Origin of the sequence: Actibacterium sp. XHP0104 (assembly GCF_025751515.1) — a bacterium.
Taxonomy (GTDB): domain Bacteria; phylum Pseudomonadota; class Alphaproteobacteria; order Rhodobacterales; family Rhodobacteraceae; genus Actibacterium_D.
The window spans coordinates 578,917-598,649 of the sequence record NZ_JAOWLE010000001.1 but is presented as its reverse complement, the minus strand read 5'-3'; the positions used below and the strand labels follow the sequence as shown (position 1 = coordinate 598,649).

18 protein-coding genes are annotated in these 19,733 nt (G+C 64.0%); 11 read left to right on the top strand and 7 right to left on the bottom strand.

Annotated features, from left to right (window positions below; translation table 11 throughout):
• Positions 1–6: 6 nt before the first annotated feature.
• Both lpxD and OE856_RS03100 read right to left on the bottom strand, forming a co-directional pair.
• Complete coding sequence (gene lpxD / locus OE856_RS03105) at positions 7–1,098, bottom strand: UDP-3-O-(3-hydroxymyristoyl)glucosamine N-acyltransferase (RefSeq protein ID WP_263714578.1); 1,092 nt, start codon at positions 1,096–1,098, stop codon at positions 7–9.
• A 62-nt stretch (positions 1,099–1,160) separates the two neighbouring features.
• Positions 1,161–2,771, bottom strand: coding sequence for a L,D-transpeptidase family protein (locus OE856_RS03100; protein WP_318527611.1), 1,611 nt, complete (start codon positions 2,769–2,771; stop codon positions 1,161–1,163).
• Positions 2,772–3,083: 312 nt separating this feature from the next.
• On the opposite strand from OE856_RS03100, the gene OE856_RS03095 reads away from it, so the two are divergent.
• Positions 3,084–3,647, top strand: coding sequence for a YcbK family protein (locus tag OE856_RS03095; RefSeq protein WP_263714576.1), 564 nt, complete (start codon positions 3,084–3,086; stop codon positions 3,645–3,647).
• Between the two features lie 113 nt (positions 3,648–3,760).
• Complete coding sequence (xth, locus tag OE856_RS03090; RefSeq protein WP_263714575.1) at positions 3,761–4,567, top strand: exodeoxyribonuclease III; 807 nt, start codon at positions 3,761–3,763, stop codon at positions 4,565–4,567.
• Here the strand turns inward: xth and OE856_RS03085 are convergent.
• The gene (locus OE856_RS03085) at positions 4,564–5,172 is read right to left on the bottom strand and encodes a DNA-3-methyladenine glycosylase I (RefSeq protein WP_263714574.1); all 609 of its coding nucleotides are present in this window, start codon (positions 5,170–5,172) and stop codon (positions 4,564–4,566) included. The genes xth and OE856_RS03085 overlap by 4 nt on opposite strands.
• A 94-nt stretch (positions 5,173–5,266) precedes the next feature.
• Between OE856_RS03085 and mazG the strand changes: the two genes are divergently transcribed.
• From mazG to OE856_RS03045, 8 genes are all read left to right on the top strand, one after another.
• A complete protein-coding gene (mazG, locus tag OE856_RS03080) occupies positions 5,267–6,097 on the top strand; it encodes a nucleoside triphosphate pyrophosphohydrolase (protein ID WP_412174848.1) in 831 nt (276 codons plus the stop codon).
• Positions 6,098–6,178: 81 nt separating this feature from the next.
• Positions 6,179–7,189 (top strand): Fe(3+) ABC transporter substrate-binding protein, encoded by a 1,011-nt coding sequence (locus OE856_RS03075; protein WP_263714573.1) that lies wholly within the window; start codon positions 6,179–6,181, stop codon positions 7,187–7,189.
• A 106-nt stretch (positions 7,190–7,295) separates the two neighbouring features.
• On the top strand, positions 7,296–8,726 hold the full coding sequence (locus tag OE856_RS03070; RefSeq protein WP_263714572.1) for a protein adenylyltransferase SelO: 1,431 nt from the start codon (positions 7,296–7,298) through the stop codon (positions 8,724–8,726).
• Positions 8,727–8,819: 93 nt separating this feature from the next.
• Entirely contained in the window at positions 8,820–9,233 is a 414-nt protein-coding gene (locus tag OE856_RS03065) for a Fur family transcriptional regulator (protein ID WP_263714571.1), read from the top strand.
• 113 nt (positions 9,234–9,346) lie between these two features.
• On the top strand, positions 9,347–9,649 hold the full coding sequence (locus tag OE856_RS03060; RefSeq protein WP_263714570.1) for an FtsB family cell division protein: 303 nt from the start codon (positions 9,347–9,349) through the stop codon (positions 9,647–9,649).
• Positions 9,650–9,776: 127 nt separating this feature from the next.
• A complete protein-coding gene (gene pdhA / locus OE856_RS03055) occupies positions 9,777–10,772 on the top strand; it encodes a pyruvate dehydrogenase (acetyl-transferring) E1 component subunit alpha (protein ID WP_263714569.1) in 996 nt (331 codons plus the stop codon).
• A 12-nt stretch (positions 10,773–10,784) separates the two neighbouring features.
• Positions 10,785–12,149: a pyruvate dehydrogenase complex E1 component subunit beta gene (locus tag OE856_RS03050; RefSeq protein WP_263714568.1), complete on the top strand. Its 1,365-nt coding sequence runs from the start codon at positions 10,785–10,787 to the stop codon at positions 12,147–12,149.
• Positions 12,150–12,159: 10 nt separating this feature from the next.
• Positions 12,160–13,446, top strand: coding sequence for a pyruvate dehydrogenase complex dihydrolipoamide acetyltransferase (locus tag OE856_RS03045; RefSeq protein ID WP_263714567.1), 1,287 nt, complete (start codon positions 12,160–12,162; stop codon positions 13,444–13,446).
• Between the two features lie 80 nt (positions 13,447–13,526).
• On the opposite strand, the gene cysE is transcribed toward OE856_RS03045, so the two are convergent.
• Positions 13,527–14,327: a serine O-acetyltransferase gene (cysE, locus tag OE856_RS03040; RefSeq protein ID WP_263714566.1), complete on the bottom strand. Its 801-nt coding sequence runs from the start codon at positions 14,325–14,327 to the stop codon at positions 13,527–13,529.
• A gap of 85 nt (positions 14,328–14,412) precedes the next feature.
• On the opposite strand from cysE, the gene OE856_RS03035 reads away from it, so the two are divergent.
• Complete coding sequence (locus OE856_RS03035; protein ID WP_263714565.1) at positions 14,413–14,751, top strand: TraR/DksA family transcriptional regulator; 339 nt, start codon at positions 14,413–14,415, stop codon at positions 14,749–14,751.
• On the opposite strand, the gene OE856_RS03030 is transcribed toward OE856_RS03035, so the two are convergent.
• From OE856_RS03030 to OE856_RS03020, 3 genes are read right to left on the bottom strand one after another with little or no spacing between them, the layout of a single operon-like run.
• A complete protein-coding gene (locus OE856_RS03030) occupies positions 14,748–15,041 on the bottom strand; it encodes a hypothetical protein (RefSeq protein WP_263714564.1) in 294 nt (97 codons plus the stop codon). The two genes, OE856_RS03035 and OE856_RS03030, sit on opposite strands and share 4 nt — an antisense overlap.
• The gene (locus OE856_RS03025) at positions 15,041–15,751 is read right to left on the bottom strand and encodes a DUF2793 domain-containing protein (RefSeq protein WP_263714563.1); all 711 of its coding nucleotides are present in this window, start codon (positions 15,749–15,751) and stop codon (positions 15,041–15,043) included. The genes OE856_RS03030 and OE856_RS03025 overlap by 1 nt, the downstream gene beginning before the upstream one ends.
• The gene (locus OE856_RS03020) at positions 15,744–19,733 is read right to left on the bottom strand and encodes a glycoside hydrolase/phage tail family protein (protein WP_263714562.1); all 3,990 of its coding nucleotides are present in this window, start codon (positions 19,731–19,733) and stop codon (positions 15,744–15,746) included. The genes OE856_RS03025 and OE856_RS03020 overlap by 8 nt, the downstream gene beginning before the upstream one ends.

The following is a 19,733-nucleotide window of genomic DNA, read 5'->3' as shown; positions in this document are numbered from 1 at the left end:
GGTGCTTTAGTCTGTCTGACGCAGGTTTGAAACAGCTTTTTGAAGCTCGGCAACCTGCGCGAACAATCGTGGCAGACGGCGGATGGCCTTATAGCTGTCCACATGCGCGTCCATTTTGACGGCCGGATAGCCCATCATCGCGCGGCCCGAGGCCACATTCGACAGGATCTTGGTTGCGCCACCGGCCACCACATCGCTGCCAACGGTGATATTGTCTGCAACCCCGACCTGTCCACCGAAAACGACACGATCCCCTATGGTTGTAGAGCCGGCGATCCCCACGCCCGCCGCGAACAGGCAGTGATTGCCCACCACGACGTTATGGGCCAGGTGCACCTGGTTGTCGATCTTGCAGCCATTGCCGATGCGGGTGTTGCGGATGGTGCCCTTGTCGATCGTGGTGCAGGCGCCGATCTCGACATCGTCGCCCACCTGGACCGAGCCCAGAGAATGAATGCGCACCCAGGACTGTTCCTTGACCTGCACATCGGCCCCCATGGATTCGCGCACCGATTCCACGGTCGATTTCTCGGGCGTGACGAAAGACAGGCCGTCGGCGCCGATCACCGCGTTGGGCTGGGTGATGATCCGGTGGCCGATCACCACGCGCGACCCGATCCGCGTGCCCGCCATCAACAGGGCGTCAGCGCCGATCTGCGCATCCTCGGCGACCGAGCAATGCGACGCGATCCGCGCCCGCGCACCGATCTGCACTCGCGCACCGATCACCACGAACGGGCCGATGGCCGCGCCCTCGCCAATGCGCGCCGACGGGTCGATCACCGCGCTGGGGTGAATGCCCGGCGCGATCTCGGGGCCTGGATCCATCATGCGGGTCAGCCCCGACAGCGCGTAACGCGGGCGCGGCACGAACAGCGCCGCCTGCAGCCCCATCGCCTGCCAGTCGGCCCCGTCCCACAGAATGGCGGCGCGCGCCTGGCCCTGCGACAGGCCCTCGGCATATTTCGGAGACATGGCCAGCGCCAGATCCGACGCGGCTGCGGCCGCGGGCTCGGACACGCCCTCGATCACCAGGCTGGTATCGCCCTCTGCCCGCGCCGACAGCGCCTCGGCAATCTGCTGGATGGTATAGCCCATTCGGCCCCCTGTTCGGCATGTCGCGGGGCGAAGGCCGCCCCGCACTGATCTGCCGAAAAGGTTTAGCCGCGAACCGCGCGCAGCACCACCCCGGCCTTGGCCAGCTCGTCGAAAATCCGCGCATCACGGCCATAGATGTCGCGACGGAACTCGACCCGGCCCTTGGGACCGGTCAGCGCGGTGCGATAGATGATATGCACCGGCAGCGGCTCTTGCAGGTTGACCTGGGTTTCCCGGCCCGTGCGCAGAACCGAATGGAAATACCCCTCGGGGTCATTGGTCTGCCGCGCCAGCAGCGCATAGGCGAAATCGAACGGATCGTTCAGCCGGATGCAGCCATGCGAAAACGCCCGGGTTTCGCGCCCGAACAGCGACTTGGCCGGCGTGTCGTGCAGATAGATATTGTGGGGGTTGGGGAACATGAACTTGACCAGACCCAGCGCGTTCGAATTGCTGGGCGGCTGCTTCATGTCGAACGGGAAATTGGCCGTGGTATATTCGCTGAAATCCATCCCTTCGCGGCTGACGACCTGACCGCGCTGATCGATCAGCTTCAGATGGCGGACCGCACTCGGATCTTCCTTGAGCATCGGCAGATACTCTTTGGTCGCGATCGAGCGCGGCACGTTCCAGGTGGGATTGATGATCATATGTTCCATCACGTCCGAGAACTCGGGCGTGCGGCGGTCCTTGTCGTTGGCCCCGACGACCGAGCGGGTCTGGAACTCGACCTTGCCACCCGCGATGATCCGGGCGTGGAAATCGGTGATATTGACCAGCACGTGACGCTTGCCGCGCTCGGCGGGCATCCAGCGCTCGCGCTCCATGGCGACGATGACCTGCTCCAGCCGCTTTTCGACCGGCGCGTTCAGCTCTGCCAGCGTGCCCGCCCCGGCCACGCCATCGGTAAAGAGCCCATGATCGGCCTGAAAGGCCTGCACGGCCTTCTGGATATCGGCATCATAGGTCTGGGTTGCGCTGCGGCGCAGATATCCCATTGCGATCAGACGGTTGCGCAGCGCGACAACCTGCGCGCCGCTTTCGCCCGGCTCGATCTTCTTGCCGGGAACGCTGTCGCCCCAGCCGCCCTTGCCCAAGACCCGTTCAAGCCGCAGTTTCTCGGCCAGCAGAGCGTTATATTCGGGGCTTTTGGGCTGCAGCGCACGCAGATAGGCGCGCGGGGAGCTTTGCGCAAAGGCATCAAGCTGGGCCTGGCGGTCACGGCGCTGCGGCTGGCGCTTGATGTCCGGGATCACCTGGCCCGGGGTCAGGATACCGGTCTGCAGATCTTCGGCGAAATCAAGGAACATGCGGCTGGCGGCCACCTCGGCGCGGCCACGGCTGCGGTCATCCTTGGCCGAGCGGAACAGCGCATCCAGCGCATCAACGTCATAGCGGCTGACCGGCAGACCATGATCGCCCGCAGTTTCCAGCGCCTGCAACAGCGCCTTGCGGCGCGCCGCATCATCGCGTCCAGTCCAGATCGGGTCGTAATCGCGCGCCTTGTAGAACTCGGCCACGGCCCGGTCACGGGTCGCGCCCTCGGCAATCGCCTGTTTGAAGGCCAGGCTTTCGGTGGCTTCGGCCTCACCTGTGGCGCCGAAAAGCCCCATGCCAAAGGCCAATGCAGCGGCCAGCCACATCCCTTTGGGCCGCATCGCATCACTCGTCATATTCATATTCCCGTACAGCCGCACACGCTTACTCCTGCTGTCATTTTCCAGCCCCTCTGGTGCAGTGTCCACTCACTTTCTGGGCATCCGGCCCATTGCGGAACCGGGGTGATGCGTCAATGCCGCACCCTGTGGTCACGTCGCGTCGTGCAGAATTTGAGCAATTTTCTGCCGATTTCCCCTATACGCCCGCCCGAACGTCCCTACGGGGCTTGGCCGACGAATCGAAATGTGGCATAGACCTCGTCAATTGAGATTACCAGTTTGAGAATGCCGCATTAAGGCGGCGCAATGGACACGGGGCAGAGCAGTATGTCTAAGAACACCGGTTTTACTCGGCGTGGTTTGCTTGGCGCATTCGCCGCAACCGCCGTCGTCGCGGCACCGACCTACGCCAATGCGTTCGGCCTGCTGCGGGGGGCCGGTGACATCCGACGCATCAGCATGTATTCGGGCCGCACCGGCGAGACGCTTGATGTCGTCTATTGGGTCGAAGGCGAATACATCAAGGAAGCCGCCAAGGAAATCAATTACTTCATGCGGGATTGGCGTCAGAACGAAGCCACCAACATGGACCTGCGCACCATCGACATCGCTGCCGCCGCGCATCGCCTGATGGACACGGACGAGCCCTATATGCTGCTGTCGGGCTATCGCACCCCTCAGACCAATGCCATGCTGCGCTCGAACTCGCGCCGGGTGGCGAAAAACTCGCTGCACATGAAGGGCCAGGCAACCGATCTGCGGATGAAATCGCGCTCGGTCAGCCAGATGTTCCGTGCGGCCGAGGCCTGTCATGCCGGCGGCGTCGGCAAATACTCGCGGTCGAACTTTGTGCATATGGATTGCGGCATCGTGCGCAGCTGGGGCAGCTGAGCCTGCCACCATCCGCGTGACGCGCCGGCCCTGGGCCGGCGTTTTCGTTTTTGGCGCATGGACTTTCTGGCCTCCGGCGGGGATATTTCCGCGAAGAAGAAGCAGGGGGCCTTATGAAAATCGCGACCTTCAACATCAACGGGATCAAGGCGCGGGTGAATGCCCTGTTGGATTGGCTGGACGAGGCCAAGCCCGATGTCGCGCTGTTGCAAGAGATCAAGTCGGTCGACGAGAACTTCCCGCACGAGCTGTTCGAGGAGCGCGGCTATAATGTCGAGACCCACGGGCAGAAATCGTTCAACGGTGTCGCGATCCTGTCGAAACTGCCGCTTGAGGATGTCGTACGCGGCTTGCCCGGTGATGACAGCGACGAGCAGGCGCGCTGGATCGAAGCAACCGTAGTGGGCAAGCAGGCGATCCGGCTGTGCGGCCTCTATCTGCCCAATGGCAACCCGGTCGAGCTGTCGGCCGATGGCAGCCCGGCCCCTGGCGGGAAATATGCCTATAAGCTGGATTGGATGGAGCGCCTGCAGGCGCGTGCGGCCCAGTTGATGGCGGCCGAGGAACCGGCGCTGATGGCGGGCGATTACAACATCATTCCCCAGGACGAAGACGCCGCCCGCCCCGAGGCCTGGCGCGAGGATGCGCTGGCCCGCCCCGAAAGCCGCGCCGCCTTTCGCCGGATCGCGAACCTGGGCTTTACCGAGGCCTTTCGCGCCCGCAACGGCGCACCGGGGCAATATTCGTTCTGGGATTATCAGGCGGGCGCCTGGAACCGGAATGACGGCATTCGGATCGACCATGTATTGCTGACACCGCAGGCCGCCGATCTGTTGATCGACTGCCAGATCGACAAGCATGTGCGCGGGCGGGAAAAGCCGTCCGACCACGTACCGGTCTGGGTCGAGCTGGATCTTTAGGCCGGGGGCGTAAAGGCGCGGCGTGCGGCGGCGACCTGATCGCGGGTGACGCATCCGGGTGCGTGGTCGTTGATCAGCCCCATGGCCTGCATGAAGGCAAAGACAGTCGTCGGCCCCACGAATTTCCAGCCGCGCTTCTTCAGGTCTTTCGACAGCCGTTTTGAGGTATCCGAAACCGAGGCCGACAGCGGCGCGCCGTGTTCATCGGGCGCGGGTTCGAACGACCAGAAATAGGCGGCCAGCGATCCCTTTTCCTCGACCAACTCGATGGCGCGCCGGGCGTTGTTGATCGTGGCCTCGATCTTGCCGCGATGGCGCACGATGCCCGCATCCTGCAACAGGCGCTCGACATCCTGCGCGTCGAACTGCGCCACCTTGTGGAAATCAAAGCCCGCAAAGGCGGCGCGGAAATTCTCGCGCTTGGTCAGGATGGTGCGCCAGCTGAGGCCGGACTGAAAACCCTCGAGGCAGATCTTTTCAAACAGCCGCCGGTCGTCGCCCACCGGAAAGCCCCATTCGGTATCGTGATAGGCGACGTAATCTTCGGCGCCGTCGCACCAGAAACACCGCGGCTGGCCGTCGGCCCCATGGAACAGTCTTGTCATGCGCACTCCTGCTTTTGGGCAGGATACGCGGCGGGGTGCGCGGGTAAAGCCCCGGCACTGGACATTCCTGACAGCCCCCGTCAGGGTCACCCCAATGCAAGACGGACCCGACACCATGACCGACGACCTGATCCACAACCCCCATGGCGGCATGCCGCGCCTTTTGGAAATCATGCGCCGGCTGCGTGACCCAGAAACCGGCTGCCCGTGGGATATCGAGCAGACCTTTGCCACCATCGCGCCCTACACGATCGAAGAGGCCTATGAGGTCGCCGACGCGATCGACCGGCAGGATTGGGATGACCTGAAGGGTGAGCTGGGCGATCTGCTGTTCCAGTCGGTCTTTCACGCGCAGATGGCGGCCGAGGCGGGGCTGTTCACCTTTGATCAGGTGGCCGACACCATGTCGGACAAGATGGTCGCCCGCCACCCGCATGTCTTTGGCGATGAAAGCCGTGACAAATCGGCCGAGCAGCAGACCGTCGATTGGGAAACCATCAAGGCAGCTGAACGCGCGGGCAAGGAACTGCGCGGCACGCTGGACGGGGTGGCCGTTGGCCTGCCCGCCCTGCTGCGCGCGGTCAAACTGCAAAAACGCGCGGCACGGGTCGGGTTTGACTGGCCCGATGCGGGTCATGTGATCGACAAGATCGTCGAAGAGGCGCAAGAGCTGCGCGAGGCCACAGACCCCGAGCATCAGAAAGAGGAGTTCGGCGACCTGTTGTTCGTGATCGCAAACCTTGCGCGCCACCTTGATATTGACCCCGAGGACGCCCTGCGCGCCGCCAACGCCAAGTTCACCCGCCGGTTCGAAGGCATCGAGGCCCGGCTGGCCGAAATGGGCAAGCGCCCCGAAGACAGCGACCTGGCCGAGATGGATGCGCTGTGGGATGCGGTGAAGGCGGCCGAGCGCGCGGCGGAATAAAGCCGACAAATTAATTCAGGTATTGACCCGACCAAAAGAGTCGGGTTTAAGGCGCCCATGATTTCAACGTGGAGCGAACCCATGACCCGTACCCTGCGCACCGCCGCGCTCAGCTTTGCCGTGATGGCCACGGCCCTGCCCGCGCTGGCCGATGTGAACATCTATTCCTACCGCCAGCCCGAGCTGATCCAGCCGATCCTCGACGCCTTTACGGCCGAGACCGGCATCAAGACCAACGTGTCCTTCATCGACAAGGGCCTGGTCGAGCGCCTGCAGGCCGAAGGCGACCGCTCGCCCGCCGACCTGATCCTGACGGTCGATATCTCGCGCCTGGCCGAGGCCGTCGCCGGTGGCGTCACCCAGCCGGTTGAAAGCGAAGTTCTGACCGCCAACATCCCCGCCGAGTTCCGCGACCCCGACAACCAGTGGTTCGGCGTCACCACCCGCGCCCGCATCGTCTATGCCAGCAAGGATCGTGTCGATCCGGCCGATGTCACCTCTTACGAAGATCTGGCCGACCCGAAATGGCAGGGCCGCATCTGTACCCGCTCGGGCGCGCATGGCTATACGCTGGCGCTGGTCGCGGCGATGATCAAGCACCACGGCGAAGACTACACCAAGACCTGGCTCGAAGGCGTCAAGGCCAACCTCGCCCGCAAGCCGCAGGGCAATGACCGCGCGCAGGTCAAGGCGATCTGGGCCGGCGAATGCGACATCAGCCTGGGTAACACCTATTACATGGGCCAGATGGTCGCCGACCCCGAACAAAAGGCATGGGCCGATGCGGTCAACGTGCTGTTCCCCGTGTTCGAGGGCGCCGGCACCCATATGAACGTGTCCGGCGTGGCCCTGACCAAGGCCGCCCCCAACCGCGACGAGGCCGTCAAGCTGATGGAATTCCTGACCTCGCAAGAGGCGCAGGAAATCTATGCCGAGATCAACCACGAATACCCGGTCGTTCCGGGCACCGAGGCCTCGGAGCTGGTGCAAAGCTGGGGGGAATGCGCGCCCGACACAGTCAACCTGATGGAACTGGCCCCGCTGCGCGCCGATGCGCTGCGGCTGGTGGAAACCGTCGATTTCGACGGCTGATCTGCGCTCAATCTGATATGGGGCGCCGGGCCATGCCTGGCGCCTTTTTCATGGCCACTGGCAAAGCTGCATCCCGGATACTAGATTTACACCGAAAGGATGCTCCATGCCCCTGTCCCTGCCCTTTGACAATTCCTATGCCCGCCTGCCCGGCCGGTTTCACGCCCGGCTGGACCCGACACCGGTCGCCAGCCCCGGCCTGATCGCGGTGAATGACACACTGGCGCAAGAGCTGGGGCTTGCCCCCCAGACGCTGCGCAGCGCCTCGGGGGTGCAGATGCTGGCCGGAAACGCCGTGCCCGAGGGCGCCGCGCCGCTGGCCCAGGCCTATGCCGGGCACCAGTTCGGCGGCTGGGTGCCGCAGCTGGGCGACGGGCGCGCGATCTTGCTGGGCGAGGTCATCGACACCAACGGCACCCGCCGCGATATCCAGCTGAAAGGCGCGGGCCCCACCCCGTTTTCACGCCGGGGCGACGGGCGCGCGGCGATCGGCCCGGTTCTGCGCGAATATATTGTCTCCGAGGCCATGCACGCGCTTGGCATCCCGACGAGCCGCGCGCTGGCCGCCGTCACCACCGGCGAGGCCGTGCTGCGCGAACGCCCCCTGCCCGGCGCCGTTTTGACCCGCGTCGCCGCCAGCCATATCCGCGTCGGCACGTTTCAGTACTTCGCCGCCCGCGGCGATACCGAAGCCCTGCGCCTGCTGACCGACCACGCCATTGCCCGCCACTATCCGCAGGCCGAAACCGCGCTGGACCTGCTGAACGGCGTGATCGCGGCTCAGGCCCGGCTGATCGCGCGCTGGATGGGTGTGGGCTTTATCCATGGGGTGATGAACACCGACAACATGACCATATCGGGCGAAACCATCGACTATGGCCCCTGCGCCTTCATGGATACCTATCACCCCGACAAGGTGTTCAGCTCGATCGACCAGCACGGCCGCTATGCCTTTTCCCGCCAGCCCGATATCGCGGTCTGGAACCTGGCGCAGCTGGCATCGTCGCTGCTGCCGCTGATCAATGACAATGACGAGGCCGCGGTCGAGACCGCCACCGCCGCGCTGCGGGGTTTTGGTGACCTGTTCCGCGCGGAATGGCTGTCGGTGTTCCGCGCCAAGCTGGGCCTGACCACGGCCGAACCCGAGGACGCCGACCTGATCAGCGGGTTGCTTGACCGCATGGCCTTTGCCCGCGCCGATTTCACCAACACGTTTCGCGGGCTTGCAGATGACAGCGCCCGCGATCAGTTCACCCAGGCCGAGGCCTTTGACCAATGGGCCACGGCCTGGCAGGCGCGGCTGGCGCGTGACCTGCCCGACCATCAGGCCCGCCTGCGCGCCGCCAGCCCGGCCTATATCCCGCGCAACCATCGCATCGAACAGGCGATTCAGGCGGCGCTGACCGGCGACCTGACGCCGTTTCACGCGCTGAACGCCGTTTTGGCCCGGCCTTTCGACGATCAGCCCAAGCAAGCCGCCTATGCCCTCCCGCCACGGCCCGAGGAAACCGTGACCCGCACCTTTTGCGGCACCTGAATCCTGCGTAAACTGCGGGGATGGTTGCGCAAACGACTGGCGCCGGGGCGGTATTTTGACTAAACCCCTGTGCGACAACCCGGGGCGCCGCTTATGACCGACACCATCCTGACCCGTTGCGAGGCCAAGGGCCTGCGCATGACCGGCCAGCGCCGGGTAATCGCGCAGGTGCTGCAAGACAGCGACGACCACCCCGATGCCGAAACCCTCTATGCCCGCGCCAGCGCGATCGATCCCAAGATCTCGATCGCCACGGTCTATCGCACGGTCAAGCTGTTCGAAGAGGCCGGTATTCTGGACAAGCTGGAATTCGGGGACGGTCGCGCCCGATATGAGGATGCCGAGCGCGAACACCACGACCACCTGTTCGACATGAACAGCGGCGAGGTGATCGAATTCGTCGACCCCGAGATCGAGGTATTGCAGGAAAAGATCGCCCAACGGCTGGGCTATCGCCTGCTTGGGCACAAGCTGGAACTCTACGGCGTTCCGATCAAGAAGAACTAAGCCGAAAAACCGCGAAAATCCCATATTTTGTTGCTCTTTTGGGATTCACACGACCATTCGAATATGCCATTGTGACCCTATCGCCCGACAAGAGGCGACCCAGAGGCAGACAGATGAGCAACACCCGCAAACGTCCCATGCTTGGCGGCGCGATCTACGCAACAGTCATGTTCGCGCTTGGCAGCTATTTCACCTTTGCCGCCGTTCAGGGCGACTATGGGCTGTTTCGGCGCATCCAGGCCGAGGCCGAGGCCGACACGCTGCGGGCAGAAAAAGCTTCCCTTGAACAGGAAATTGCGCTCTTGTCGAACAAGACACGACGCCTATCTGATGATTATCTTGATCTCGATCTGCTGGATGAGCGGGCCCGCGATGTGCTGGGCCTGATGCGTCCTGATGAGCTGGTCGTTCGTTGAAGAACATTCCGCAACGCAGCGAAATCAAACGATAATTTTGGATTTTCAGGCTCGAATTTTTCCGCCCCGTCTGATATTTAATAGTTTAACGTTAAACTATATTTCTTAGTCCGGGGAGGCGCTTCGCATGGCCGCGCGAAAAACCACCAAGAAATCAAATACATCCAAGGAAGAACTGCTGTCCTACTACCGCGACATGCTGTTGATCCGGCGATTCGAGGAAAAGGCGGGGCAGCTCTATGGTATGGGGCTGATCGGCGGGTTCTGCCATCTCTACATCGGGCAAGAGGCCGTTGTGGTCGGCCTGGAAGCCGCGACCGAGGAAGGCGACAAGCGCATCACCTCGTATCGCGACCACGGCCATATGCTGGCCTGCGGCATGGACCCGAACGGGGTCATGGCCGAGCTGACCGGGCGCGAAGGCGGCTATTCGCGCGGCAAGGGCGGCTCGATGCACATGTTCAGCAAGGAAAAGCATTTCTACGGCGGCCATGGCATCGTCGGGGCGCAGGTGCCGCTGGGCGCGGGGCTGGCATTCGCCGACAAATACCTGGAAAACGGCCGCGTGACCTTCACCTATTTCGGTGACGGCGCTGCCAACCAGGGCCAGGTCTACGAGACTTTCAACATGGCGGCCCTTTGGAAACTGCCGGTGATCTTCGTGATCGAGAACAACCAGTATGCTATGGGCACCGCGCAGAACCGCTCGACCTCGACGCCAGAGCTTTATACCCGCGGTCAGGCCTTTGGCATCCCGGGCGAGCCGGTTGACGGCATGAACGTGCTGGCGGTGAAAGAGGCCGGCGAAAAGGCCGTGGCCCACTGCCGCGCCGGCAACGGGCCCTATATCCTCGAGGTGAAAACCTATCGCTATCGCGGCCACTCGATGTCCGACCCGGCGAAATACCGCACCCGCGAAGAGGTGCAGAAAATGCGCGAGGAACGCGACCCGATCGAAAACGTCCGCGCGCTGCTGCTGCAAGGCGAGCACGTCACCGAGGACGAGCTGAAGCAGATCGACAAGGATATCAAGGCGGTGGTCAATGAATCCGCCGAATTCGCCCGCATCAGCCCCGAGCCCGCGCTCGACGAGCTGTGGACCGACATCTACGCCGAGACCTGAGGGAGAGAGATCATGGCAACCGAACTGCTGATGCCCGCGCTGTCTCCGACGATGGAGGAAGGCACCCTGGCCAAATGGCTGGTGAAAGAGGGCGATACCATCTCTTCGGGCGATATCATCGCCGAGATCGAAACCGACAAGGCCACGATGGAATTCGAGGCCGTCGACGAGGGCGTCATGGGCAAGATCCTGGTGGCCGAGGGCACCCAGAACGTCAAGGTGAACACCCCGATCGCGATTCTGATCGAGGAAGGCGAAGATGCCGATGCCGTCGCAACGGCGGCCCCTGTGACCGAGGCCCCGGCATCCGACACCCCTGCCCCCGCGCCTGCCGCGGCCGCCGCCCCGGTGGCCCCCGTCGTGGTGGCAGAACCCGAAATTCCCGAAGGCACCGAGATGCGCAGCACCACCGTGCGCGAGGCCCTGCGCGATGCCATGGCCGAGGAAATGCGCCGCGACGACACCGTGTTCCTGATGGGCGAAGAGGTTGCCGAATACCAGGGCGCCTACAAGATCAGCCAGGGCCTGCTGGAAGAATTCAGTGGCAAGCGCGTGATTGACACGCCGATCACCGAACACGGCTTTGCCGGCATCGCCACGGGCGCGGCCTTTGGCGGCCTGCGCCCGATCGTCGAATTCATGACCTTCAACTTTGCCATGCAGGCCATCGACCACATCATCAACTCGGCCGCCAAGACGCTGTACATGTCGGGCGGCCAGATGGGCGCGCCGATGGTGTTCCGCGGTCCCAACGGCGCCGCCGCCCGCGTCGCCGCGCAGCACAGCCAGGACTATGCCGCCTGGTATGCGCAGATCCCGGGCCTCAAGGTGGTGATGCCCTACTCGGCCTCAGACGCCAAGGGCCTGCTGAAATCGGCGATCCGCGATCCCAACCCGGTTGTGTTCCTGGAAAACGAGATCCTCTACGGCAAATCCTTCGACGTGCCGGTGATGGAGGATTTCACCGTGCCGCTGGGCAAGGCCCGGATCTGGCGCGAAGGCACCGACGTGACCATCGTCAGCTTTGGCATCGGCATGACCTATGCGCTGGAGGCCGCCGATGAGCTGGCCAAGGAAGGCATCAGCGCCGAGGTCATCGACCTGCGCACCCTGCGCCCGATGGATACCGACACGATCGTGCGCTCAGTGATGAAAACCAACCGCTGCGTCACTGTCGAAGAGGGCTGGCCCGTCGGCTCGATCGGCAGCTATATCGGCTCGGTTGTCATGCAGCAGGCATTCGACTATCTCGACGCACCGGTCATTACCTGCACCGGCAAGGACGTGCCCATGCCCTATGCGGCCAACCTGGAAAAACACGCCCTGATGACCACGCAAGAGGTCATCGATGCCGTCAAAGCCGTGACCTACCGTTAAGGAGCCCGCGATGCCCACAGAAATCCTGATGCCCGCGCTGTCCCCGACGATGGAGGAAGGCACTCTGGCCAAGTGGCTGGTGAAAGAGGGCGATACCGTTGCCGCCGGCGACCTGCTGGCCGAGATCGAAACCGACAAGGCCACGATGGAATTCGAGGCCGTCGATGAAGGCGTGATCGGAAAGCTGCTGATCGACGAGGGCAGCCAGGGCGTCAAGGTCAACACGCCCATCGCCGTGCTGCTGGCCGATGGCGAAAGCGCAGATGACATCACCCAGCCCACCGCCGCCGCAGAGGTCGCCGCAACCGACACCGCAACTGCGCCGGCGCTGGCCGCGTCAACTGCCCCGCCCGCACCTAAAGGCGCCGCTGGCGACCGCATCTTTGCCACACCCGTGGCCCGCCGCATCGCCGCCGAAAAGGGCCTCGACCTGACCCAGATCCAGGGCTCTGGCCCCAAGGGCCGCATCCTGAAATCCGACGTGATCAAGGCCTCTGCCAGCCCGCAGGCCGCCCCGACGCCAGCCGCACCTTCCGCCGCCGCGGCCCCTGTCGCGATGCCCGCCGGCCCCGCGACCGATACCATCCTCAAGATGTATGCCGATCGCGACTACGAAGAGGTGCAGCTCGACGGGATGCGCAAGACCATCGCTGCCCGCCTGACCGAGGCCAAGCAAACCATCCCGCATTTCTACCTGCGCCGCGACATCCGGCTGGATACGCTGCTGGCCTTCCGCGCGCAGATGAACAAGGCACTGGAATCGCGCGGCGTAAAGCTTTCGGTGAATGATTTCATCATCAAGGCCGCCGCCATCGCCCTGCAACAGGTGCCGGATTGCAACGCCGTCTGGGCCGGTGATCGGGTGCTGCGGTTGAAACCCTCGGACGTGGCGGTTGCCGTGGCAATTGACGGCGGGCTCTTTACCCCGGTGCTGCGCGATGCCGACACCAAGTCACTATCGGCCCTCTCGACCGAGATGAAAGACCTGGCCGCCCGCGCCCGCGATCGCAAACTTGCCCCGCATGAATACCAGGGCGGCAGCTTTGCGATCTCGAACCTTGGCATGTTCGGCATCGACAATTTCGACGCGGTTATCAACCCGCCACATGGCGGCATCCTTGCCGTCGGCGCGGGTGTCAAAAAACCAGTCGTCGGCGATGATGGCCAGGTCACCACTGCAACCATCATGTCGGTTACCATGTCCGTCGATCACCGGGTCATCGACGGCGCCTTGGGCGCCCAGTTCCTGCAGGTGCTGGTCGACGCGCTGGAAAATCCGATCTCAATGCTGGCTTAAGGCCACCAAAACTGAAAAAGCCCCCGCCAGCATCACCGGCGAGGGCTTTTTCATCGGGTGCGATAGTTTCAGATATCGTGTCAAGGCAGCAGCTGATCCATGGTCACGCTGGGCTGCGCGCAGCCCGCCTTGCCCACGATCCGTGCAGGCACACCGGCAACCGTGGTCGCCTCGGGCACCTCTTCCAGCACCACCGACCCCGCCGCGATACGCGAGCAGCAACCAACCTTGATATTGCCCAGAACCTTGGCCCCGGCACCAATCATGACGCCGTCGCCGATCTTGGGATGGCGGTCCTCTTCTTCCTTGCCGGTCCCGCCCAGCGTCACCGAATGCAGCATCGACACGTTATCGCCGACCACGGCCGTTTCACCGATCACGATCGAATGGGCGTGGTCGATCATGATCCCCTTGCCGATCCGGGCCGCCGGGTGAATGTCGACGCCGAATTCCTCGGACACGCGCATCTGGATGAAATAGGCCAGATCATGCCGACCCTCGGTCCACAGCCAATGACCGACCCGATAGGCCTGCACCGCCTGGAACCCCTTGAAATACAGCAGCGGCTGCAAATACCGATGGCAGGCCGGATCGCGCTCATAAACGGCCACCAGATCGGCGCGCGCCGCCTCGGATAGCGCCGGGTCGGACTGATAGGCTGCATCGCAGATCTCGCGCAGCATCTGGTCCGACATCTCGCCCGAAGACAGTTTCAGCGAAATCCGGTACGCCAGCGCCGCTTCAAGCGTGCGGTGATGCAAGATGCTGGAATGAACCAGCCCCCCCAAGAGCGGCTCGTCGACAATCGCTTGCTCGGCCTCGTTGCACAGCCTCTGCCAGATCGGATCGATCGAGGCCACTTGCACGTGTGTCTTCGCCATTGAACTGCCCTTTCGTTGCGAGATGGCTCTATAACAGATATCTCAACAAGGGCAATTTTTACAGCGCTGAAACGGATTTGTGATCATGATCGATGCAGAGATCGCGGAATTCTCCCGCAAACTCAGACAGATGCTGGATCAGGTCGAGACCGACAAAGAGCTGGGCCAGGATGGCACCCGCACCGTGACGCTTGACCAACAGTCCGTCGGCCGACTGTCGCGCATGGACGCCCTGCAACAACAGGCCATGGCCCGCGCCCAGCAAAGCCGCCGCGACAGCCAGGCCAACCGCATCCGCGCCGCCCTGGCCCGGATCGGCCAGGGCGAATACGGCTATTGCACCGAATGCGGCGACGAAATCGCCCTCGCAAGGCTAACGCTTGATCCGACAGTGCCAACCTGTATCGCCTGCGCCCGCGGCTAAGTCTGCCGCGCCGCCCGCCATTCGACCAGCATGTCGAACACCAACGACAGGCACCGGCAATAGTCGGGCGCATCCAAAAATGGCTCGGGGCCTTTGACGCCCGGCAAGGCCACCGCCATCAGCGACCCGTTCCCCCACTCGGGATGCGCCTTGCCGAACCGTTTCCGATAGGCGTCGGCCGCACTGGCCCGCACCAGCATGCCCTGAAAGGCAGCCCGGCGCGCGGCCTCGGGCAAGCCCATCAATGCCCGCGCCGCCGAAACCACATCGCCATGCAGAACCGGCCGCATCACAACGACGGCAGCGTCAGTTCGGCATAATGCACCGCCAGCCGAACCGTGCCGCCGGCAAAGCTGCCGCCCTCGGCTGTCAGGTCCAGCGGCATGGGGGCATAGCCGGTCAGCGGCGCCCCCAGCACCCCCTTGGCAAACGACCCCATCGCCAACCCCAGCCCGCTGCCGAACCGGTTGTCCGACCCGTCCGCACCCAGGCGCCAAGAGGTCAGCGTGCCCGTGATCGTATCCACCACGCGCCCCGTCACCCCGAACACCATCGCATGCGACGGGATGCTCTGCACCGTAGAGCTGACCGCCCCGGCTGCGATGACGTGATCGAACTCCATCAGCCGAAACCGCAGGGCCGCGCCAAAAGGCGATATCGCCGCGACGCCCGGCTGCCAGGCGGCGCCATCAAACACCACCTCGGCGGCGTCCTCGACGCTCCAGCCACGCCAGCCGACCTGCGGCACCGCAAAGACCCAGCCCCCGCCCTGGAACATAGCAATCTCACCCGCATGGCCCGCCCAATCGTTGACGCCACCCGCCGGCACCCAGTGACAATCGCCCTCGGCCGCCGTGACGGGGGGCGTGGTCTCGGCCAGGGTCAACAGCCTCAGCTGCACCAACCCGTCCAGCCGCCGCAGCCCCTCATTCACCGTCACATGTTTCTGCGCCTGGGCTGCCTGCACCAGCGGCAGCTGCAAAATCGTGGTCTCATTCATTGATCTCGATCCTCTCAAAAAGCCCCGCGCCAAAGCGGTCGGAAATCTGGGCCACCTCGATGGCGAATGGGGCACTGACCCCATCCACCGCCTGCTCGGCCGCCGTGTAGGTCCAGATGGGCGCGGTCACATAGGCCTCGCGCGCAATCGCGTCTGCCCCGTCTCGCACCCGTATCTGGTACAGCTCCTGCGCCTCGCCCAAAGGCACCTCGAACGAGGCCCAGCTGTCGCCATCAACCCGTGTCCGGCGCACCCAGCCGACCGTCAAATCGCCCCCGGACACGCGCCGCGCCCGCAGATGGCAGGGCGCATAGGGCCGCAAGCCGATCCCATCGAAGGCCTCGACCAGATGGCTGTAGGATGGGTCTTCATAGCTACGCCCCGCCGGCCCCACCCGATAGTGCCGGGCCAGACCACGCTCTGCCGCGCTCAGCCCGATCTGAACCGACGCGCTGTCCAGCACCACCACGTAGCTGCCAACCGGCCATGCGTCGGGCATCACACCCTCGGTGCCCGCCTGACCCCGCAGCCGCATCCGCAGCTCGTAGGTATCCTCGGCCACCAGCTGCGCCTCGGCGAACTGGAACACCTCCCAATTGGCGGCAGAGCCGTCGCCGATCACCACTCTGTTGGCCCCATTCAGAACAGAGTTCACATCGACCGAGCCCAGCTCGGCCCCGGCCGACATACGCACCCGCAAGGCCGGCCCGCGATCCCATTCAGACGAGGCCGCCCGAAACAGAGGGGTCTCGGTCACGCCGATCATCGCCGGGCTGTCCAGCATGGTATTCAGCTGATAATCGGCGTCCTGCGCGGAACCAAACAGCGCCACACGCCCCGGCCACGGCGTCGCAGCCACAGCCAGATGCGGGGCATGTTCAACCTCACTTCCGGTGATCAGAGGCAGATCCAGAAACAGCGGCAACACCGGCACAGGCACGCTGAACGGGCTTAGTGACACCGGCGTCTCGACCGCATCCGAGGGCAGATATACCGCCGGCTCGCATCGCACGGCCTCTACCAGCATAACGCCGGATTGTTCCACACGATCAATACGATAGAGGCTGTTTCCGACAGCCGTTTCAACCCCTACCACATCACCGGCGCCCACAGACATACGCGACGGTGGCAGGGCAAAGCGCGTGCGATCGCGCGCCACCCGTGCCTCGGCCAGCCAACGCTCTGCAATCGCGCGCCCTTCGCTGCGCGTCAGCACCAGCGGCAGTTCCGACACCGAAACCGCGCGGGTTTCCTCATCGGGCAGTATCGCCTCGACCGCCCGCGCCTCGAAATCGCCCTCAGCCTCGACAAAGTTCAGTCGCACTCGTCCGGCGGTCTCGGCTTCTGGCGCCCGTATCATCTCGATATCGCCTTGCATATCGGCTGTTACAGCCAAATCCTCAGGCATCACATGAATATCAGAACCCGCGCCCCGGCTTTGAAACACCAGCCGCCCGCCACGCTCGACCGCGTCGAACCCATGCGCCAGCATCAGGGGTTGCAGACTGGCGCGCGCGTCCTGCACATCCTCGATCGCATAGCCACGCACCAGGCCGTAAAGCTGCCCGGTCTCGACCTCGACCACGCCCGAACGCGCACAGATCTCGGCCACCACCGCCGCCAGCGTCTGGGCCGACACACGGCCATTCAGCCAATGCCCACGATGATAATTCGCGCCATCACCCCACAGCGCGGTATTGGTCGGGAAATGCGGATAGGGCCTCACATCCCAGGCCCAAACATTGCTGCGCCCCACGTCGACCATCGGCCCGCCATAGACATCCGACACCGGGTTGATCGCCGGATCGACCCAATAGCCCACCATCGCCCGCAGATATTGCTGCTGCAAGAAATCGTCGCGCATTCCCGTCGACCAGGCCGGCAGCGCCGATTCCGACGATTTCGGATCGAGAAACTTGTTGGGCTGGTTGGTACCCTTGTCGATCGCCGCACAGCCGAATTCGGTAAACCAGATCGGTTTGGACTGCGGCACCCAATCGGTCGGCACGGCCTGCCTGACCCCGCCGAGCCGTTCATGATGCGGGTTCAGCCACCAGTTGCGAATGTCCTTATAGCGATAGACCCAGGCCTCGTCATACGCGCCATCGGTGATCGGCTCGCGCCGCTGCACAGCCGCGGCTGCCTGCGACGGGTAATACCAGTCATAACCCTCGCCACCCTCGATATTGGCACGCAGGTAATCGAGGTTGTAAATCGACCCCCAATCAGCATCGGCATGGTCGTCACCATCGCGCCAATCTGACAGGGGCATGTAATTGTCGATACCGATGAAATCGATATTCGGATCCGCCCACAGCGGATCGAGATGAAACAGCAGATCGCCCGATCCATCCTGGGGGTGATAACCGAAATACTCCGACCAGTCCGCCGCATAGCCAATCTTGACCTCAGGGCCCAGAATACCCCGCACATCCGCCGCCAGATCACGCAGCGCCTGAACTGCCGGAAAACCACCCGCAGCGCCGCGAATCCGTGTCAGACCACGCATTTCGGACCCGATGCAGAACGCCTCGACGCCGCCAACAGCAGCGCAAAGATGCGCGTAGTGCAGAATGAACCGGCGATACGACCATTCCGCCGGGCCGCTATAACTGACCGTAGAGTTGCCCCCGATCAGCGCAGGCGGCAGCGGCAGGCCCTGCGGCACCTCGGTCAGCGCGGTATAGGCCGGGTCAAGATTAACACTGAAATCGCCGGGCTGCGCGGAGCCGAAAAACGCCGCCACCTCGGCCTCGGCCGCAACCGTGCCGTCGGTCGACCCCGGCACACCCGGCGCCCATTGCGTCGTGATACGTCCGCGCCACGGCAAGACCGCCTGCCCGACCGCATCACTATAGGGATCGGGCAGCATATTTCCCGCGACCTGGTCCATCAGCATGAACGGATAAAACGTCACCGCCTTGCCCGACGCCTTGAGCGCCGTGATCGCCTCGACGATGGAATGATCGGCAGGCGTGCCGCCATATACCGGCTTGCTGTCCTGCTCGGGCACCACCTCTGCCCCGGCGCGGTTCAGACCCGAGACGCGCCACCGCATCGGCGCGGCATCCACAGCGGTCTGGTTCACCTTGGGCCGCACGGTGCAATGCCCTGCCCGCAGGTCGTCGCCAAACCAGCTGGCCACCAGCAAGGTCGACCCGCAGGCCGGCACCTCTTCGTTCAAGGTCTCCAGCGAAGTCTCGAAATCACTCTTGCCCGAGGGCGAGTTGATATTGGCCGAGGCCGCGTCACCCGGGCGCCCGCCGTAATAGACCGGCGTGACCGCCAGCGCGTATTCCCCCGAGCCCGGGATCAGCGCCACACCCGGCACCACATCGGACAAGGCAGCCCGATCAATGTCGTCGGACGGCAGGCTGCGCACCACCTCGAACGAGAAATGCGGCACCCGGTTGCCGAACCGGCCCAGTTGAAGATCCTCGATCACCACATAGGCGATGCCGCGATACGACGGCACCATGCCCGCGCCCTCGACCGCCTCGATCTTGGGGTCGGGCATCTGATCCTCGGTGCCGTGATACAGGCGGATCGTCAGGTCATCCTTGGCGATCTCAACCCCATCGGCCCAGATCCGGCCCAGGCGCTGAATCTCACCTTCGCAGATCGCGATGGCCAGGCTCACCGAGTACGAATAGCGCGTGACCTCAGGCCCCGAGCTTTTCCCGCCACCCGAGGTCTTGCGGGTCTCGCGAAAGCGCGACGCCCAGATCACCTGCCCGCCCAGCCGGTTGCGCCCGTAGAGCTGCCCCACGGCCCGGCCTTCGCTGGCACCGCTCAGACGGAACCGGTTCATTCTGCCTGTCTCGACCGGCGCCGATCCGGCACCCAGCAGGGTCTGATCCAAGTATTGCCCGATGGTGGCCCCGATGGCCCGGCCGATCACCACGCTCGACAGGCCCAGCACCGAGCCCCCAATTGCCGAGCCGACAGCCGCGCCCGCGGCCGACAGAACTATCGTCGCCAT

What these genes read in the sequence shown, in the direction of transcription:
- OE856_RS03070 (WP_263714572.1), top strand. Translation starts at nt 7,296, where the DNA reads ATGCCCCTGTCCCTGCCCTTTGACAATTCCTATGCCCGCCTGCCCGGC.
- cysE (WP_263714566.1), bottom strand. Translation starts at nt 14,327, where the DNA reads ATGGCGAAGACACACGTGCAAGTGGCCTCGATCGATCCGATCTGGCAG.
- OE856_RS03050 (WP_263714568.1), top strand. Translation starts at nt 10,785, where the DNA reads ATGGCAACCGAACTGCTGATGCCCGCGCTGTCTCCGACGATGGAGGAA.
- OE856_RS03020 (WP_263714562.1), bottom strand. Translation starts at nt 19,733, where the DNA reads ATGGCGACGATAGTTCTGTCGGCCGCGGGCGCGGCTGTCGGCTCGGCA.
- OE856_RS03065 (WP_263714571.1), top strand. Translation starts at nt 8,820, where the DNA reads ATGACCGACACCATCCTGACCCGTTGCGAGGCCAAGGGCCTGCGCATG.
- OE856_RS03030 (WP_263714564.1), bottom strand. Translation starts at nt 15,041, where the DNA reads ATGCGGCCGGTTCTGCATGGCGATGTGGTTTCGGCGGCGCGGGCATTG.
- OE856_RS03035 (WP_263714565.1), top strand. Translation starts at nt 14,413, where the DNA reads ATGATCGATGCAGAGATCGCGGAATTCTCCCGCAAACTCAGACAGATG.
- pdhA (WP_263714569.1), top strand. Translation starts at nt 9,777, where the DNA reads ATGGCCGCGCGAAAAACCACCAAGAAATCAAATACATCCAAGGAAGAA.
- OE856_RS03060 (WP_263714570.1), top strand. Translation starts at nt 9,347, where the DNA reads ATGAGCAACACCCGCAAACGTCCCATGCTTGGCGGCGCGATCTACGCA.
- OE856_RS03085 (WP_263714574.1), bottom strand. Translation starts at nt 5,172, where the DNA reads ATGACAAGACTGTTCCATGGGGCCGACGGCCAGCCGCGGTGTTTCTGG.
- OE856_RS03095 (WP_263714576.1), top strand. Translation starts at nt 3,084, where the DNA reads ATGTCTAAGAACACCGGTTTTACTCGGCGTGGTTTGCTTGGCGCATTC.
- OE856_RS03100 (WP_318527611.1), bottom strand. Translation starts at nt 2,771, where the DNA reads ATGACGAGTGATGCGATGCGGCCCAAAGGGATGTGGCTGGCCGCTGCA.
- mazG (WP_412174848.1), top strand. Translation starts at nt 5,267, where the DNA reads ATGCAAGACGGACCCGACACCATGACCGACGACCTGATCCACAACCCC.
- xth (WP_263714575.1), top strand. Translation starts at nt 3,761, where the DNA reads ATGAAAATCGCGACCTTCAACATCAACGGGATCAAGGCGCGGGTGAAT.
- OE856_RS03045 (WP_263714567.1), top strand. Translation starts at nt 12,160, where the DNA reads ATGCCCACAGAAATCCTGATGCCCGCGCTGTCCCCGACGATGGAGGAA.
- OE856_RS03075 (WP_263714573.1), top strand. Translation starts at nt 6,179, where the DNA reads ATGACCCGTACCCTGCGCACCGCCGCGCTCAGCTTTGCCGTGATGGCC.
- OE856_RS03025 (WP_263714563.1), bottom strand. Translation starts at nt 15,751, where the DNA reads ATGAATGAGACCACGATTTTGCAGCTGCCGCTGGTGCAGGCAGCCCAG.
- lpxD (WP_263714578.1), bottom strand. Translation starts at nt 1,098, where the DNA reads ATGGGCTATACCATCCAGCAGATTGCCGAGGCGCTGTCGGCGCGGGCA.